The sequence below is a fragment of the Arthrobacter sp. SAFR-179 genome (assembly GCF_059414945.1).
Window position 1 is genome coordinate 327,941 of the sequence record NZ_JBPFDM010000002.1, and the last position, 17,897, is coordinate 345,837.

A 17,897-nucleotide genomic window follows, 5' to 3' on the forward strand; every position below is an offset into this window, starting at 1 on the left:
CCCGCGAAACAAAGACCCGAACGTGCCGGGCGTCATACCAGTCTAAAGGGAAAAGCTGGAGGGAGCCTGCTATTGGCTCTCCGGGGCCCAGTCCCCCACCGCCGAACCCCCGTCTTCGAGCTCGAAAAGGTCAAGCTGCTCCTGCGCGAAGACTCCGGACGGGATGGCGTAGCCCAGGTGCGTCCACGCGGGCGCCATGGCAATCCTGCCTCGGGGGGTGCGGCCCAGCAGGCCCTCCCGGACCAGGAAGGGCTCGGCAACAGTCTCAACCGTTTCGGTTTCTTCCCCGACGGCGATGGCGAGAGTGGACAGACCCACCGGCCCGCCGCCGAACTTGGTGATAAGCGCATCGAGGACTGCCCGGTCCAGCCGGTCCAGGCCCTTTTTGTCCACCTCATACATATCCAGGGCAGCGGAGGCGGTCCTGGCGTCGATTTGTTCGACGCCGTGCACCAGCGCCCAGTCCCGGACACGCCGCAGCAGCCGGTTGGCGATACGGGGTGTGCCGCGCGAACGGCCGGCGATTTCAGCGAATCCGGCCGAATTGACCTTCAGGTCCAGCAGGCCGGCAGAACGGCGCAGCACCAGTTCCAGCTCCGGGACCGAGTAGAACTCGAGGTGGCCGGTGAAGCCGAACCTGTCGCGCAGGGGTCCCGGGAGCAGGCCGGCGCGGGTGGTGGCGCCCACCAGCGTGAATGGCGGAAGCTCCAGCGGGATGGCCGTGGCACCGGCGCCTTTGCCCACCACGATGTCAACGCGGAAGTCTTCCATGGCCATGTACAGCATTTCTTCAGCAGGCCGGGACATCCGGTGGATCTCGTCGAGGAACAGGACCTCACCCTCGGAGAGCGAGGACAGGATTGCTGCGAGGTCCCCGGCGTGCTGGATGGCAGGCCCGCTGCTGAGCCGGAGCGGGGCATTCATTTCAGCGGCAACGATCATGGCCAGGGTGGTCTTGCCGAGGCCGGGAGGGCCGGAGAAGAGCACATGGTCAGCGGTCCGTCCGCGCATCCGGGAAGCCTGGAGCACCAGCGACAGCTGCTTGCGCACCCGGTGCTGGCCAACGAAGTCGTCCAGGTTCTTTGGCCTAAGGGCTGCCTCAATGGCACGCTCCTCCGGCTCCTCCCCCGCTGCAACCAGGGACGGTTCAGCCACGGCTGCCTACGCGGTTGCCTGCCCGTGCGCCATCCTGGCCCAGCCAGCGGAGCGTGGTGCGCAGGATTTCAGGCACATTGCCGCGGAAGGACACTTCGGGGTCCTCGGCCAGCGCTTTGTCGATGCTGGTGGAGGCATCCTTCTCGGACCAGCCCAGGCTGGTCATGGCCGCCACCACTTGGGGCTTCCAGGCGGCTTCTGCAGGGGTAGCGGCCCCAGGGGCAGTGGCAGTTCCGTGCGGGACGAGCTTTCCGGCCAACTCCAGCACGATCCTGCCGGCCACCTTGGGACCGATCCCCGGCACCTTCGTGAAGGTCTTGCTGTCCCCTGTGTGCGCTGCAACCCTGATGGCTTCGGGATCGTGGACGGCCAGGACTGCAAGGGCAAGTCTTGGACCCACCCCGCTGACACTGAGCAGGATGTCAAAAACCTCACGTTCGTCGTCGGAGGCGAAGCCAAAGAGCGTCAGCGAATCTTCCCGGACAATCAGGGACGTGAACAGCTGGCCCTGTTCGCCAACATGCAGCCGGCTGAGTGTCTGGGGCGTGGCATTGACGCTCATCCCCGCACCGTTGAGGTCGATCACGGCCGTGGACAGGCCAACATGCGCTACGGTTCCGCGGAGGAAACTGATCAAGGCCGGGCTCCCGTTATACCGCCGGCCTCACAGTGAGGAGCCGGCTATCCGAACATATCTACGAATACCCTAGCAAGTGGCAGGGACATCACCGTGCACGGCGCGCCTTGGCCTCAGCATCGGCCCAGGCCCGCTGGGCAGGCGTCAGTGATGAACTGCCGGGACCCGTGGTGGCTACGGCCGCACCGCTTCCCGCGCGCCACGCGTGCGTGATGGCCAGCGCCAGGGCGTCCGCTGCGTCGGCCGGGCGCGGCGGTGCGTCAAGGCGCAGGATCTTGGTGACCAGTTTGGTCACGGCGTCCTTGTTGGAGGATCCGCTTCCGGTCACCGCGGCTTTGACTTCCGACGGCGTGTGCAACGCTACGGGGATTCCGCGGCGTGCGGCGGCGGCAATGACCACGCCGGAGGCCTGGGCCACGCCCATGACCGTGCTGACGTTGAGCTGGGAAAAGACGCGTTCGACGGCGAGTACCTGGGGTTCGTAGCGGTCCAGCCACTCGTCGATGGCCAGGGCGATCACCAGGAGCCGCTGGTCCAGCGTCTCCTCGGGCGAGGTGCCCACCACGCCAACAGCCACCATGGTGGCCCGCCTGTTCCGCTCGACGTCCACCACGCCAATGCCGCAACGGGTCAGTCCCGGGTCAACCCCGAGTACGCGCAGCGTCACAGGCGTGCAGTTTCAGCTGGCACCGCCGGGCGTCACTCGGATTCCAGGGCAGCCTGGACTTCGTCGCTGAGGTCGGCGTTGCTGTAAACGTTCTGGACGTCGTCGAGGTCTTCGAGGGCATCGGCAAGCTTCAGGAACTTGCGGGCGCCGTCCACATCCAGCTCCACCTGCATGGAAGGCACGAACTCAACTTCGTCGGTGTCGTACTCGATGCCGGCTTCCTTGAGGGCTTCACGGATGGCCTGAAGATCGCCCGGTTCCGAATGGATCTCGAACGTCTCGCCGTTGTCCTTGACTTCCTCCGCACCTGCCTCGAGGACGGCCATCAGGACATCGTCCTCGCTGAGGCCGTTCTTGGGCAGGTTCACGACGCCCTTGCGGGTGAAAAGATAGCTGACGGAGCCGGGGTCGGCGATGGTCCCCCCATTGCGGGAAATGGCCAGGCGTACCTCGGAAGCTGCACGGTTCTTGTTGTCGGTAAGGCACTCGATCAGCAGCGCGGAGCCCTGGGGACCGCGGGCTTCGTACATGATCTCGGTGTAGTCCACCACTTCGCCGGTGAGGCCGGCGCCGCGCTTGATGGCACGGTCGATGTTGTCATTGGGGACGGAGGTTTTCTTCGCCTTGGTGACGGCAAGTTCCAGGCCGGGGTTGCCGGCGAGGTCGGGGCCGCCCATCCTGGCGGCAACTTCGATGTTCTTGATCAGCTTGGCGAACGACTTTGCACGGCGGCTGTCAATGATCGCCTTTTTATGCTTGGTCGTTGCCCATTTGGAGTGGCCTGACATGCTTTACGCTTCTCCTCTGATCATGCGGATAAAAAGTTCGTGTACGCGTTTCTCGCCGGTCACTTCCGGATGGAAGGAGGTGGCCAGCAGCTGGCCGGAACGCACTGCGACAATTCTAGCCGTCCCCGGGAGCGATGCGGCGTGGGACGCCTGGTCGGGGTCCGCCGGTTCCACCTGGGCCAGGACCTCCACGTCCGCGCCCACCCGCTCCACCCAGGGGCCGCGGATGAATACGGCGTGCACCGGTTCAACGCCCGATTCGGTGGCGCTGAAGTCCAGTCCCTTGAAATCCAGGTCGGTTTCAAAGGACTCGCGCTGCCGGCCGAAGGCATTGCGGCGGACAGTGATGTCCAGGCCGCCGAACGTCTGCTGGGGGGCACCCGAAAGATCGGTGGCGGGATCGGCGATATCAGAGGCCAGCAGGATCATCCCTGCGCAGGAGCCGTAGACAGGCAGGCCCTCGGCGATGTACTTGCGGAGTGGGTCGGCAAGGTCAAAAGCCCGCGCCAGCTTGTCGATCGTGGTGGACTCGCCACCGGGAATGATGAGGCCGTCCAGGCCGTCCAGCTCCCCGGGGCGGCGGACAGCCACACCCCGGGCACCGGTGGCTTCGGCGGCGCGCAGGTGCTCGCGGAAGTCTCCCTGGAGGGCCAGGACGCCAATCCGCAGGCCCGATCCCACGCGCGCAGGAGCAGCAGAAGGGGGGTTTGTCATCCCTCCAGCATACGTGCCACAACCCCTTCGCTGCTGCCGTGCGGACGCGGCCGGCAAAGGTTGCATGCCGCTGCTGGGATATATTCAAAACATGGTCTTCTTCAGTGTTCCGCTCGGCAAGCTGGTCCGCAGGGTGTCCCGGCTGCGGGGCGGCGGGTCCGCCCTTCCAGGACTCGTGGTTGAGAAAATCGACCCCGGCTTCATGCGGCGGACACTCACCACGCTGCCCCACGGCGTGGCGGTGGTCAGCGGCACCAACGGCAAGACCACCACCACCAAAATGGTGGTTGAACTGCTGGAAAGCCAGGGCCTGAATGTCTTCACCAACCGCACCGGCAGCAACTTCACCCGGGGTGTGGCGGCGGCCCTGCTGGGCGAAGTGGACCTCCGCGGCCGGCTGGACGCGGACATCGCAGTGCTGGAATTGGACGAAGCCCATGCTGTCCATTTCGTGAACAGCGTCCCACCCCGTTACTGCCTTTTGCTCAACGTGCTGCGTGACCAGCTGGACCGCTTCGGCGAGATCGACAAAACGGCGCAGCTCCTGCAGCACATCGCTGCCAAAACCACCGGAACGGTTGTCCTGAACCGCGAGGACCCAAGGGTTGCCCGGATCGCGGACACGCTCACGGGACAGGAGGTCAAGTACTTCGGCCTCGACGACTCCTTGCTCGGCACCTTTCCCAACGACGATGACATGCGCGCCGCCCCAGGCTCCCCCGCCCCGGCGGGCCTGCCGGAAAAGCCCGCAGCCGACGTCGTACTCCGCAAAGTGGGCGCGGACAGCGCCGAGTTTGAGTACGACGGCGGCACGGTCACCACGGCGATGAAGCTGCGCGGTGTGTACAACATTTTCAACGCTGCCGCGGCTCTGACGCTGGCACGCAGCATCTGCGGCGGAGGTGCCGCCGCCGCAGACCATGCCACCTTGCTCGAAGCCCTGTCCAAGGTGGCGCCGGCCTTTGGCCGCGGTGAAAGCCTTACCGTCGATGGCCGTCCGCTGGACCTTGTGCTGGTGAAGAACCCCAGCGGTTTCCGGCTTGGACTGAAATCCTTCCCCCCCGAGGGCTACGCCACCATGATCGCCATCAACGACAACTACGCAGATGGACGGGACATGTCCTGGCTCTGGGACGTGGAATTCGACTCCCTGCGCGAAGGCGGCGTGGACGTGCTCACCGGATCACGCGCCTACGACATGGCGCTGCGGCTCCAGTACGACGACGTCCGGGTCGGGGCAGTGCAGACCGATATCTCCGCCGCACTGGCGGCCTTTATCCGGGAAGGCCGGGACAAGCCAAAACGCATCTTTTGTACCTACACCGCTATGCTGGCCATCCGCCGCGAGCTGGCCAAAATCACCACCGTGGAGGTTGTCTCGTGAATCCGGCAGAAGCAGCGGCCGCCGGCGGCCAATCCAAGGGAATCCTGCGCGTGGTCCAGCTCTACCCGCGGGACATGAACATTTACGGCGACTGGGGCAACGCCCTGGTCCTGAAGCGCCGGATCGACTGGCACGGGTACACCCCGGAACTGCTGGAGTACAACGTGGGCGACCCCTTCCCCGAGGATGTGGACATCATTGTCGGCGGCGGAGGCCAGGACAGCGGGCAACTGGTGATCCAGGACGATCTGCAGGCACGGGCCGGCCAGCTCAAGGAACTGGCCGAGGACGGTGCGCCGATGCTGGTCATTTGCGGTCTCTACCAGCTCTTTGGCCGGTACTTCAAAACCCGCACCGGCGCCGTCATTCCCGGCATCGGCATCCTGGACGTGGAAACCCACGGCAGCGATGAGCGCCTGATCGGCAACGTCAAGGTCTCCACCACGGAGTTCGGCGAAGTCCTGGGCTACGAAAACCACAGCGGCCAGACCACGCTGGGCAGCGGTGTGCGGCCTCTCGGTACCGTGGCCAAGGGAACGGGAAACAACAGCAACGACGGCCATGAAGGGGCCCGGTACCGCAACATCGTTGCCAGCTACCTTCACGGCTCGCTGCTGCCCAAGAACCCCGCCATTGCCGACTTCCTGATCCGCACCGCGGCGGAGCGGAAGTTCGGCAGCTTCTTCCCGGGCAACCCGGACGACACCTACGCCGTCCTGGCCCGTGAGCACGCTGCCCGGCGGCCCCGCTGACGTGGGACATTCCTGACCTTAACCACCGCTGAACGGCAATCCTGCCGGACTGCCGTATCGCAGGTCACCGCCACTGGAAATACTCCCGGTGGATGTTGGCCCTGCGGACCCCCGCGGCCCGGAAGGCTTTGCGGAACTGCCGCAGCATGGCGTCCGGTCCGCCCATGAATACCGAGAGCGCGCGGGGTCCGGTACCTATGGCGGCCAGTACCGCCTCCGGGGTCAGCCGTCCATCCTTCACGGTGTCCACCAAGTGGACCGTGAGCCGTGGCTGGTCCCGGGCGATGGCTAAGATCTCATCGGCAAAGGGGGACGGGCCCGCTGAGGTGACGAAGAAATGGACATCGTCCTGGAGCCCGCCGTCCAGGGACCGCAGCCAGCTGAGGAAGGGCGTGATTCCCACACCGCCGGCAATCCAGACCTGATGCGCTGTTCCGCGGTGCCGGTCAAAGCGTCCGTAGGGTCCGCCAACCACGGCCGGCATACCCGGCTGGACCATGTCCGGAAGCCTGGCCGTATGGTCGCCCAGCGCCTTGACCGTAATGCTGATTCCGCCTTCCAGCGCCGGCCCCGAAATGGAAAAGGGGTGCCGCTGCCAGCCATCCGCTGTTTCCAGGTAGACCATGGCGAACTGCCCGGGCTTGAAGGCCAGCGGCCGGCCCAGGGGCCGCAGTGCTACTTCCACCAGGTCCGGCGCAACCGGCCGAACCGCTGCCACCTGGTAGTCGTGGTGGGGCAGGAAATGCCGTGCCAGCAGTTCGCGGTAGGCATAGAAGCCCAACCCGGTTCCACCGATGGCCACGTAGCTCCAGCGAAGTGCGGGCACAGCCTCGAACGCACTGGCGTCGAGCAGGCCGTGCAGGAATCCGGCGGCCAGGAACAGGCCCGTCAGCCGGTGGAAGCCGCGCCACCGCTCGTAGCCACCCAGCAGGCGGGCGGCCAGCTGGACCGGCCTGGTCTCCAACGAGGTGCGGACCAGCCTGCGGACAGGCGCGGGAAGTATGGTCCGCCAGCGTGGCAGGACTGCCCATACAACCAACGCGGCGAGCCCGCTGATGGCAATCACGGCCAACGTCTTGCCCACGCTGGTTGCCTCTGGATTGGCGGCAAGTTCGATATGCGGCAGCAAGAGGATGGTTGCCGTCATCGCCGCCCTGCGGTGCCAGATGGCTGCGTGGTCGATGCCGCCGAAAACAGGTTCAACGTGGGGCAGGGTGCTGACCAGGACCAGCGCGATCGAATACAGCAGGACGGATTCGCCGCCGAAGAGTTGCCCTACATGCCCCAGGACGGGTTCGCCCGCCGGCCGTGCAAGGAACCAGAAGATGCCGTAGGCCATCGCCAGCACCACGATTGCGCCCGGGCCGACCCACCGGAACGGCATTCCCCGGAAGAAGGTCCCCTGCCCGGTGCCACCCTTGGTCATGGGCCACGGTCCTTTCATCATTGACAAACCGTTGCGCGTCCCTTGGAGCACGCGGTGAATGCGGTCCGGGCCGGACCGTATAGCGGCAATTGTAGGGTTACCAGCTGGGAGGACGCGCCCAGCCCGCAATTGAGAAGCCTGTCCCGCTGTGAAAGGTTTAGCCCATGACCAACCCGCTTCTTGCCCCCAGTCCCCTGCCCTACGGCCTGCCGCCCTTCGAGGCCCTCACTGCGGAGGAGTACCGGGAAGCAATCGAGGCAGGATTGTCTGCCCACCTGGACGAGATCAGGACCATCACCGGCAATGCCCAGCCAGCCACGTTCGAGAACACGGCCCTGGCCATGGAACGCTCCGGGCAGCTGCTGAACCGCGCGGCCGCGGCGTTCTTCACCCTGGTGTCTGCCGACGCAACAGAGCAGATCCGGGAGCTCGAAACGGAGCTGTCCCCGCGCTTCTCCGCCCACCAGGACGAGGTGTACCTCAACAGGGGTCTCTATGAGCGCTTTACCGCCATTGGTACGGAAAACTGCGATCCCGAGTCCGCCCGCCTGGTGGAGGAGTACCTCAAGGAGTTCCGCCAATCAGGCATCCAGCTTGAAGCACCGGGCCAGGAACGGCTGCGCGCCATCAACGCCGAACTGGCCCGGCTGGGCACCGAGTTCGGCCAGCGGGTCAAGGAAGGGATGAAGTCCGCCGCACTGCTGCTGGACGATGTAAGCGACCTGGCCGGACTGCCGGCCGACGACGTCGCCAGTGCTGCAGAAGCAGCCCGCGCCGCCGGTCACGACGGAAAATACCTGCTCACCCTGATCCAGCCCGGCAACCAGCCTGCACTGGCCGCCCTCGAGAACCGGGACATCCGCCGTCGACTGTATGAAGCATCCGTAGCGAGGGGCAGCGACGGCGGCAGCCTGGATGTCCTTGACCTCGCCAGGTCAATGGCGGAGCTGCGGGCGGAGAAGGCAAGGCTGCTGGGATTCGACAACTATGCAGAGCTGGTGGCGGACCGCCAGACGGCCCCGGATTTCGAAGCCGTCCGGACCATGCTGAACCGGATGGCGCCGGCCGCGATCCGCAACGCCGACGCCGAGGCGGCAGCGCTGGCCGAGGTTGCCGGCCACCCGCTGGAAGCGTGGGACTGGGCCTACTACTCTGCGAAGGTGCGGCGGGAAAAATACGACGTCGACGAACAGGCCCTCAGGCCCTACTTTGAACTCAACCGCACCATCACCGACGGCGTCTTCTTTGCAGCCACATCGCTGTACGGGATCACTTTCCACGAGCGGGCCGATCTCCAGGGCTACCACCCGGACGTGCGCATCTGGGAAGTACGCAACGAGGACGGCACTGCACTGGGGCTGTTCCTGGGCGACTACTACGCGCGTGAATCGAAGCGGGGCGGCGCGTGGATGAACTCGCTCGTTGACCAGTCTGACCTGCTGGGCACCCAGCCCGTGGTGGTCAATACCCTCAACATTTCCAAGCCGCCCGCCGGAGAGCCGACTCTTCTCACCCTGGACGAGCTGCGGACCCTGTTCCACGAGTTCGGCCACGCGCTGCACGGCCTGTTCTCCAACGTTACCTATCCTCGCTTCTCGGGGACTGCCGTGCCGCGGGACTTCGTGGAGTATCCCTCGCAGGTGAACGAAATGTGGATCATGTGGCCGGAGGTGTTGTCCAACTACGCACGCCACCATCTCACCGGCGAGCCACTTCCGCAGGACATCGTCGACCGGCTGGAGGAGTCCCGGCTCTGGGGTGAGGGTTTTGCCACCACGGAGTACCTGGGAGCTGCCCTTCTTGACCTGGCATGGCATGTGCTGGAGCCGGGCGGCGTTCCCGGGGACGCGTTGGAGTTCGAGGCCAAGGCCCTGGCTTCCGCCGGAATTGCCCACCCCCTGATTCCGCCGCGGTACCGGACCGGATACTTCCAGCACATCTTCGCGGGGGCCGGATACGCGGCAGGCTACTACTCCTATATCTGGAGCGAGGTGCTGGACGCCGAAACCGTGGACTGGTTCCGCGAGAACGGCGGCCTGACCCGTGCCAACGGCGAACGGTTCCGCCAGGAGCTGCTCTCCCGCGGCAACAGCCGCAACCCCCTGGACTCGTTCCGAATCCTGAGGGGCCGCGAAGCGCGCCTGGAGCCGCTGCTAAAGCGCCGCGGCCTCGAATAACCCTATCGACTGCTGAGTAACTGCCGTTTTCAGGCCCCAAAACGGCAGTTACGGAGCAATCGATGGTTCCAAAAGCTTAAAAGCGGACGACGCCGGTCCCCCACCAGGAAAAGGTGAGGAACCGGCGTCGTCAGTTACAACAGGGGAAGGCAACGGGCGGCGCGGTCCGGCAGGGTGCGTAAAAGGGGCCCTGCGTCCCCGCTCGCCGCGAAGCGGCCTTAGCGGGGCGTGGGGAATAGCACGCAGAGGATCGGGCCGCCCGTCGGCCCCGGGAAGAGACCTACCAGCCGCGCTCAGCCAGGCGGTGCGGTTGGGGGATCTCGTCGACGTTGATGCCCACCATGGCCTCGCCCAGCCCGCGGGAGGCCTTGGCGATGACGTCGGGGTCGTCGAAGAAGGTGGTGGCCTTTACGACGGCGGCGGCGCGCTGGGCGGGGTTGCCGGACTTGAAGATGCCGGAGCCGACGAAGACGCCGTCGGCGCCGAGCTGCATCATCATGGCCGCGTCAGCCGGGGTGGCGATGCCGCCGGCGGTGAAGAGCACCACGGGAAGCTTGCCGGCGGCGGCGACTTCCTTGACCAGTTCATACGGGGCCTGCAGTTCCTTGGCCGCGACGTAGAGCTCGTCCTCGGGCAGGGCGGCGAGCTTGGCGATTTCGGAGCGGATCTTGCGCATGTGCCCGGTGGCGTTGGAGACGTCGCCGGTGCCGGCCTCACCCTTGGACCGGATCATGGCCGCACCTTCGTTGATGCGGCGCAGGGCCTCACCCAGGTTGGTGGCGCCACAGACGAAGGGAACCTTGAAGTTCCACTTGTCGATGTGGTTGACGTAGTCGGCCGGGGTCAGGACCTCGGACTCGTCGATGTAGTCGACGCCGAGGGACTGCAGGACCTGCGCTTCGACGAAGTGGCCGATGCGGGCCTTGGCCATGACCGGGATGGAGACGGCATCAATGATCTGGTCGATCATGTCGGGATCGGACATGCGGGACACGCCGCCCTGGGCACGGATATCGGCCGGAACACGCTCCAGCGCCATGACAGCCACGGCACCGGCATCTTCGGCGATGCGGGCCTGCTCGACGTTGACGACGTCCATGATGACGCCGCCCTTGAGCATCTCGGCCATGCCGCGCTTCACGCGGCTGCTGCCCGTGACGCTGTTCGCGGACGAACCGGCCTCGTTGCTTACATCAGGTGTAGACACAAAAACCCCTATGGGTAGCTAGATGATCTTCGCCGGGCATGCGGCGGCAGCTGCCGGACGTGCACGCACGGATTGCCGGGTCCATTGACCGGGCACTTATATCCTAGTCCCCTGCCGCCCGGCCGGCTTAATCATGTCTAATCAGCCGGCGTCGGTTCCGCCAGCGCCTGCCGGCGCACAGAGAGGACGCGCTGGACCACGGTAATGAGGCTGGCTGCGGCCAGGAGGACCAGGGTGACCAGGAGCACCACGGGCGGGAGCCCAAGGCCGGTCAGCCCGGTGATGACCAGGACGGAGACCAGGCGTTCGGCCCGCTCTGCGACCCCCACGTTCGCCGTGAAGCCCAGGGACTCCGCTTTGGCCCGGGCGTAGGAGACCACCATGCCCAGGACAAGGCAGAGCAGGGCTGATACGGCGATGGCCATGTTGTTGCCGCCGGTAAAGAACCAGATGGACACCCCCGCGAACAGGGCACCGTCGGCAATCCGGTCCAGGGTTGAGTCGAGGAAGTTCCCCCATCGGCTCTTCACGCCCTGCATCCGCGCCATGATGCCGTCCAGGACGTCGGAAAAGATGAAAGCCGTGATGAAGAGGGTGCCCCAGAAGAGCTGGCCCAGCGGGTAGAAAACCAGGGCGCCGGCAGCGACCCCTGCGGTGCCGAGGATGGTCACCGCGTCCGGGGAGACACCGATCTTCAGGAGCCAGCGGGCCAGCGGGGTAAACAGCGCGGTGAAGAATCCGCGGGCGTGCCTATTCAGCATCCGACTCCCCGGGCCAGGCTTCAGCCACCTGCCGCCGGACCTCATCAAGGGTCTGGGTGATGGCCTTGGTCTGGGCGATGATGGGGAAGAAGTTACCGTCACCGCCCCAACGGGGAACGATGTGCTGGTGCAGGTGTGCGGAGATGCCGGCTCCCCCCACCACCCCCTGGTTCATCCCCAGGTTGAACCCGCCGGGATTGGACACCTTGCGCAGGACCCGCATGGCGGTCTGGGTGAGGTCGGCGAATTCTGCTGTCTCTTCAACCGTCAGGTCCGTGTAGTCCGGGATGTGCCGGTACGGGCAGACCAGAAGATGCCCAGGGTTGTAGGGAAACAGGTTCAGCACCACGTAGCAGGTCCGGCCGCGGTAGACGATGAGGGCCTCTTCGTCAGTCCTGTTCGGGCCTACACAGAACGGGCAGTCGTTTTCGTTCTTGAACTGGTGCTGCCCGCCCTTGATGTAGGCCATGCGGTGCGGAGTCCACAGGCGCTGGAAGGCGTCGGGGACACCGGCGAGGGCAAAGTCGTCGGTAACGCCGGCATCGCCTGGATATCCTGCGCCTGTGTTCTCCTGCACTGTGCTGCTTCCGTTCGGCTAGCTGGTCCGGTTGCGGACGGCGTCGGTGATCCGCTTGACTGCTTCCGCAACCGGCACGCCGTTGTCCTGGCTGCCGTCGCGGAATCGGAATGAAACTGCGCCCGCCTCCGCGTCGTCGCCGCCGGCGATCAGCACGAACGGGATCTTGTCCTTGCTGGCGGTGCGGATCTTCTTGGGGAACCGGTCCGACGTGGTGTCCACCTCGGCGCGGATACCCTCCGCCTTAAGCTGGTCGACGACGTCGAACATGTACTCGTTGAACGCCTCCGCCACGGGGATGCCCACCACCTGGACCGGAGCCAGCCATGCGGGGAACGCTCCGGCGTAGTGCTCGGTGAGGACGCCCATGAACCGCTCCACCGAGCCGAAGAGCGCACGGTGGATCATCACCGGACGCTGCCGGCTGCCGTCGGCGGCCTGAAATTCGAGTTCGAAGCGCTCGGGCAGGTTGAAGTCCAGCTGGATGGTGGACATCTGCCAGGTACGGCCCAGCGCGTCCTTGGCCTGCACGGAAATCTTGGGACCGTAGAAAGCGGCTCCGCCTGGATCCGGCACCAGTTCCAGCCCGGACTCCTGGGCCACCTCGGAAAGGGTCCTGGTGGCTTCCTCCCAGGTGGCGTCGTCGCCAACGTACTTCTCCGGGTCCTTGGTGGACAGCTCCAGGTAGAAGTCGTTCAGCCCGTAGTCCTTGAGCAGGTCCAGGACGAAGGTCAGGGTCTTGGTGAGCTCGTCCTTCATCTGCTCGCGGGTGCAGTAGATGTGGGCGTCGTCCTGTGTCATGCCACGGACGCGGGTGAGGCCGTGCACCACGCCGGACTTCTCGTAGCGGTAGACCGATCCGAATTCGAACAGCCGCAGCGGCAGTTCGCGGTAGGACCGGCCGCGGGAGCGGAAGATGAGGTTGTGCATGGGGCAGTTCATCGGCTTCAGGTAGTAATCCTGGCCGGGTTTGCGCACGGTGCCGTCCTCATTGAGTTCGGCGTCGACGTGCATGGCGGGGAACATGCCGTCCTTGTACCAGTCCAGGTGCCCGGAGACCTCGTACAGGTGGCCCTTGGTGATGTGCGGGGTGTAGACGAACTCGTAGCCGGCCTCAACGTGCCGCTGGCGCGAGTAGTCCTCCATCTCCTTGCGGATGATGCCGCCTTTGGGGTGGAAGACGGGCAGGCCGGAGCCCAGCTCGTCCGGGAAGGAGAAGAGGTCCAGCTCCGAACCGAGCTTGCGGTGGTCGCGCCGCTCGGCCTCGGCGATGCGCTCCTGGTATGCCTTCAGGGCGTCCTTGGTGGGCCAGGCGGTGCCGTAGATGCGCTGCAGCTGCTGGTTCTTCTGGTTGCCCAGCCAGTAGGCCGACGACGACCGGGTCAGCGCGAAGGCGTTGGAGATCATCTTGGTGTTGGGCAGGTGCGGGCCGCGGCAAAGGTCGCACCAGACGGTGGTGCCTTCCTTGCGCTCCACGTTGTCGTAGATGGTGATGTCGCCGGCGCCGACCTCCACGTTGACGCCCTCGCCGGCCTCGGCGGCGTCGTTCTTCTTTCCCAGCAGTTCGAGCTTGTAGGGCTCGTTCTTCATGGCTTCGCGGGCCTCGTCCTCGGAGACGACGCGGCGGACGAACTTCTGGTTCTGGTTGACGATCTTGAGCATCATTTTTTCGAGGGTCTTGAGGTCCTCGGGGGTGAAGGGCTCGGCAACGTCGAAGTCGAAGTAGAAACCATCGGTGATGTAGGGGCCGATGCCAAGCTTGGCGTCGGGACGCAGCTGCTGCACGGCCTGGGCCATGACGTGGGCGGTGGAGTGGCGGAGGACGTTCAGGCCATCGGGGGAATCAATGGTGACGCCTTCCACCTCGGCGCCTTCGGGAAGTTCCTGGTCAAGGTCCTTCAGCTCACCGTTAACGCGGGCCACAACGACGTCACGGCGCTCAAAGAAGAGTTCCGCACCGGTTGTCCCGGTAGTCACCTTGGTCTCTTCGCCATCGACGAGAAGGGTGATCTGCTGGGCATCTGACACGGGTGTCTCCTATTCAAAGTTAAGGCTTCATAGCTTGTGGCATACGGGGACCACAGCCAGCCACCGTCAATGCTATCGGTTCAGGTAAGGGCCGACCAACGCGGCACACAGCACCGTTAGCCGTTAAAACCGGTGATGGCCAGTGTCCTGCTGATGCCGTCCAGGGGATGAGGGACGTCCTGGGCAGCGGCCGGTGTGGCTTCCGGGAAGGGCAATGTCTCCGTCCGGCTCAGGTCCCAGGCCATGCTTGCACTCAGGCTGATCCCCCGGGGGCCGGTCCTTCGGGTGGTGCCCCGGATCAACAACAGGCGGGTTCCAAACAGGAGCGGCCCGGCACTTTCCTGGGCTTCATGGAAGAAGACGGAATCGACGCAGCCCGTGCCGTCGTCGATGCTGATGAACACCACCCTCCTGCCGCCACGCATGGGCGGAGTCTGGGTGGCCACCCGCACTCCTGCCACCAGCACTTCTGTCCCATTGCGAAGGCTGAGGAGTTTATCGGAAGTGGTGACGCCCATCCTGTCCAGCAGGGGCCGGTGGCTGTCCATCAAGTGCGTGCTGACATCCACGGCCATGAGGTCAAGTTCTGCCCGGACGTTTTCCACCAGCGTTGGGGCTGGGAGCCCGGGCTTGATGTTGCGCAGTTCTATATCGCCCAAGGGAAGGGACAATTGCCCTTCCAGCACGTCCACCCCTTTACGGGCGCCGTTGGCCGACTGGAGCTGCTGCAGGTGGTGAACCAGGTCAGCCCGGTTTGCCACTCCCCCTGCTTCCTTGTGCAGGGCATCAAAGGCTCCAAGCTGCGCGAGCCGCCGGATGCTTGGCTTGCTGAGCCGCGAGCGCGCGCGGAGGTCCGCCAGTGAGTCATACGGCTGGCCGGCGACTGTCCGCTTCAATTCGGCAGCCGACAGCCCGTAGATCCCGTTCAGGCTGAGCCGGATCCCGAGCCTGCCGGCGTCCCGGCCGGACCCGATCCGCTCCACCCGGTATTCGGCTTTGCTCCGGTTGATGTCCAGGGGAAGGATGGGAATGCCCAGCCGGCGGGCTTCGGCCACCAGCAGCCTCTTGGGATACATCCCGGGATCGTGCTCCCACAAGCCGGCAAGGAACGCTTCAGGGTGGTGTGTCTTCAGCCATGCGGACTGGTAGGTGGGGACGGCGAATGCTGCCCCGTGGGCTTTGCAGAAACCGAAACTGGCAAAGGACTTCAAAGTCCCCCAGACCTTGTCCACCACCTCAGGGGTGTACCCCCTGGCCTTGGCGTTCCGCCGGAAGTACTCCTCCACCTGCGCTTCACCGGTCTCGTTGCTCAACGCCCTGCGGAACTCGTCGGCCTTGGCCAGCCCGCATCCGGTCATGATGTCGAGGGTCTTCAGGATCTGTTCGTGGAACACCGTGACGCCATGGGTTTCCTGCAGCACCGGTTTAAGGTCCGGGTGGGGATAGACCTCGGGGGCGAACCCGTGCCGGTGTTCCAGGAAGGGCCGCACCATGTCGGATTTCATGGGTCCGGGACGGAACAGCGAAATATCGATGATGAGGTCGTTGAACTCCCGGGGCGCCATCTTCCCAATCAGTTCCCGCTGCCCCGGGGATTCAATCTGGAAGCAGCCAAGGGTATGTGTGCTTCTGATCAGTTCATAAGTGGGTTCGTCGTCGAGGGGGACGGCGTTGAGGTCGATCCGGCCGTCCCCGGCGATGTAGTCAGGGCCTGTGCCGTCAGGCCCTGCCGGATGCTTTCCCGCTGCCACCACCTCTTCCTTGCTGGGATGGATGCGGATGATCTCACGGACCGCGAAGGCCATGGCGCTTTGCATGCGCACGCCCAGGACATCGAGTTTGAGCATGCCCATGGGGTCCATGTCGTGTTTGTCGAACTGGCTCATGGGCAGCCCGAGGCCGCTTGGCTGGACCGGGGTGCGGTCCAGGAGCGTGGCATCGCCCAGGATCACCCCGCACGGGTGCATGGAGATGTGGCGGGGCAGCCGGTCCAGGCGTTCGGTGAGGTCCACCAGCAGGTCAAGCTGCTGGTTCCCGTCAGTGTCGCGCTGCTCCACCCTGCCGGCGAACTCACGGAGTTCGGGTTTTTCCTGCAGGGCTTCACGGAACTTCCGGGCGGAAAAGCGCCACAACTGCTTGGCGATCTCCCCCACCTCGCCGTCGTCCATGCCCAGCGCCAGCCCGGCGTCGCGGACCGCCCCCCGCGCCCGGTATCCGTTTTGCATGCTCATCAGGGTGACCCGCTCTGAACCGAACCGGTCAAAAATCCTGCGGTACACGTTGTGGCGTTCGGCGCTCTCAACATCAATGTCGATGTCCGGCAGCGTGGCACGGTCGTTGGACAGGAACCGTTCAAAAATCAGGTCGTGCTGGAGGGGATTCACATGGCTGACCTCGATCAGGTAGTTGACCAGACTGGAGGCACCGGATCCCCTGGCAGCCGCCCTGACCCCCATGTCCTGGATCATCCGGGACACCTCCGCCACCGTCAGGAAATAGGAGGAAAAACCGAGGTTGTTGATGATGCCAAGCTCATGCTCCAGCCGGGACAGCATCTCCTGTTCCCGCTTGCCGGTGATTCCCGGGAAACGCCTGCCGATCCCTGCATGGCAGCGCTGGATCAGTTCAGAGTGTGGATCCTGGCTGATGCCAATCACAGAGGCTTCAGGAACCACGGGTTGCTTCCAGCCCATATCAGTGGTGGGGTCTATCCGGCAGAGGTCGGCGAGCGCTTCTGTCTGCGCCATCAGCTGTTTGAGGTCGGCGGCACCATACCCGGCAGCGGAAATGATTTCCTTTCCCAGCCCCAGCATCTGTTCCGGGGTTTTCAGCCAGCCCTGCCCGGTAGGCTGCAGAAGCGGTTCCCCTGCCAGTTCGGGAAGGGACTTCAGCGTCCGGGCAGAGTCCAGGACATCGGCGGTTGGTGCGCCGTCCGCGGCGCAGTACCTGACCGCGTTGGTGAGGATTGCGGGTACATGGTGTTCCTCGGCGAGCCTGAGCATGCGGACCGCATGAGCGGTGCTGAACGGAGTCCCCGGAGCGCTGAGCTGGGAGACGATCTCCGCCACCACAGTTCCTTCGGGCATGGCATCGAGCCATTGCTTGAACAGGGTCCGGGGACGAATGTAGCGCCGGCCTCCCATGGCCCGTCCGACGTCGGAATCCGGCCCAATCAGGACGGTCAGCACCGGCTTGAGGGTTTGGGGGTCAAGGGTGCGGGAAGCGAGTTCGCCCCGGGTGACGGCGGCCGGCACGGCGCCTCCGGCTTTGCCCGAGGTCCTGGCATGGGCATCGGACACCAGCCGGCACAGCGCACGGTACCCGACACCATGATTGTTGCCGCGCGCAAGCACCACCACCCTGCCGGCTACCTGCGTGCGGTGATCGCCGTCGTCGTCAAAAACCGCAAGGTCCACCCCCACAATGGGGTCGATGCCCGCCGCCATGCATGCCTTGAGGTGCTTGATGGTGCCGTACAGTCCGTCCCGGTCGGTGCAGGCAAGGGCAGTAGCGCCGTCTGCCGCGGCCGCCATTGCCAGCTCTTCAGGCCAGGAGACGCCGTAGTGGGCGCTGAATGCCGTGGAAACGTGGAGGTGGGTAAAGCTCATGCTGTTCGAGGTTCAG

The 17,897-nt window shown here is 65.1% G+C and carries 14 protein-coding genes; 3 read left to right on the forward strand and 11 right to left on the reverse strand.

Going from position 1 to position 17,897, the window contains the following annotated elements; genetic code table 11:
• Positions 1–69 precede the first annotated feature (69 nt).
• The 5 genes from ruvB to pdxT form a co-directional block, all read right to left on the reverse strand.
• Entirely contained in the window at positions 70–1,155 is a 1,086-nt protein-coding gene (ruvB, locus tag ACR65K_RS05865; RefSeq protein WP_440151720.1) for a Holliday junction branch migration DNA helicase RuvB, read from the reverse strand.
• The gene (gene ruvA, locus ACR65K_RS05870) at positions 1,148–1,792 is read right to left on the reverse strand and encodes a Holliday junction branch migration protein RuvA (protein WP_307089957.1); all 645 of its coding nucleotides are present in this window, start codon (positions 1,790–1,792) and stop codon (positions 1,148–1,150) included. The genes ruvB and ruvA overlap by 8 nt, the downstream gene beginning before the upstream one ends.
• Positions 1,793–1,880: 88 nt before the next feature.
• Entirely contained in the window at positions 1,881–2,459 is a 579-nt protein-coding gene (ruvC, locus tag ACR65K_RS05875) for a crossover junction endodeoxyribonuclease RuvC (RefSeq protein ID WP_440151721.1), read from the reverse strand.
• Positions 2,460–2,491: 32 nt separating this feature from the next.
• Entirely contained in the window at positions 2,492–3,247 is a 756-nt protein-coding gene (locus ACR65K_RS05880) for a YebC/PmpR family DNA-binding transcriptional regulator (protein ID WP_440151723.1), read from the reverse strand.
• Between the two features lie 3 nt (positions 3,248–3,250).
• Positions 3,251–3,961 (reverse strand): pyridoxal 5'-phosphate synthase glutaminase subunit PdxT, encoded by a 711-nt coding sequence (gene pdxT / locus ACR65K_RS05885; protein WP_056336570.1) that lies wholly within the window; start codon positions 3,959–3,961, stop codon positions 3,251–3,253.
• A 91-nt stretch (positions 3,962–4,052) separates the two neighbouring features.
• Between pdxT and ACR65K_RS05890 the strand changes: the two genes are divergently transcribed.
• Positions 4,053–5,345, forward strand: coding sequence for a Mur ligase family protein (locus tag ACR65K_RS05890; protein WP_440151725.1), 1,293 nt, complete (start codon positions 4,053–4,055; stop codon positions 5,343–5,345).
• Positions 5,342–6,097 (forward strand): type 1 glutamine amidotransferase, encoded by a 756-nt coding sequence (locus tag ACR65K_RS05895; RefSeq protein WP_440151727.1) that lies wholly within the window; start codon positions 5,342–5,344, stop codon positions 6,095–6,097. Before ACR65K_RS05890 ends, ACR65K_RS05895 begins: the two co-directional genes overlap by 4 nt.
• Before the next feature lie 64 nt (positions 6,098–6,161).
• On the opposite strand, the gene ACR65K_RS05900 is transcribed toward ACR65K_RS05895, so the two are convergent.
• The gene (locus tag ACR65K_RS05900; RefSeq protein ID WP_440151729.1) at positions 6,162–7,523 is read right to left on the reverse strand and encodes a ferredoxin reductase family protein; all 1,362 of its coding nucleotides are present in this window, start codon (positions 7,521–7,523) and stop codon (positions 6,162–6,164) included.
• A gap of 164 nt (positions 7,524–7,687) precedes the next feature.
• Here ACR65K_RS05900 and ACR65K_RS05905 point away from each other — a divergent pair, with 164 nt between their 5' ends.
• Positions 7,688–9,700 carry a M3 family metallopeptidase gene (locus tag ACR65K_RS05905; RefSeq protein ID WP_440151730.1) on the forward strand — a complete coding sequence of 671 codons (2,013 nt, stop codon included), beginning with the start codon at positions 7,688–7,690 and terminating at the stop codon, positions 9,698–9,700.
• Between the two features lie 280 nt (positions 9,701–9,980).
• Here ACR65K_RS05905 and pdxS read toward each other — a convergent pair whose 3' ends face one another.
• The 5 genes from pdxS to ACR65K_RS05930 form a co-directional block, all read right to left on the reverse strand.
• Positions 9,981–10,907, reverse strand: coding sequence for a pyridoxal 5'-phosphate synthase lyase subunit PdxS (gene pdxS / locus ACR65K_RS05910; protein WP_026264497.1), 927 nt, complete (start codon positions 10,905–10,907; stop codon positions 9,981–9,983).
• A gap of 137 nt (positions 10,908–11,044) precedes the next feature.
• Positions 11,045–11,668, reverse strand: coding sequence for a phosphatidylinositol phosphate synthase (gene pgsA / locus ACR65K_RS05915; protein WP_056336552.1), 624 nt, complete (start codon positions 11,666–11,668; stop codon positions 11,045–11,047).
• The gene (locus ACR65K_RS05920) at positions 11,658–12,245 is read right to left on the reverse strand and encodes an HIT family protein (RefSeq protein WP_056336549.1); all 588 of its coding nucleotides are present in this window, start codon (positions 12,243–12,245) and stop codon (positions 11,658–11,660) included. Before ACR65K_RS05920 ends, pgsA begins: the two co-directional genes overlap by 11 nt.
• Before the next feature lie 18 nt (positions 12,246–12,263).
• Positions 12,264–14,273, reverse strand: a complete 2,010-nt coding sequence (gene thrS, locus ACR65K_RS05925) for a threonine--tRNA ligase (RefSeq protein WP_440151733.1) — start codon at positions 14,271–14,273, stop codon at positions 12,264–12,266.
• A gap of 116 nt (positions 14,274–14,389) precedes the next feature.
• Positions 14,390–17,881 carry a DNA polymerase III subunit alpha gene (locus ACR65K_RS05930; protein ID WP_440151735.1) on the reverse strand — a complete coding sequence of 1,164 codons (3,492 nt, stop codon included), beginning with the start codon at positions 17,879–17,881 and terminating at the stop codon, positions 14,390–14,392.
• Positions 17,882–17,897: the final 16 nt, after the last annotated feature.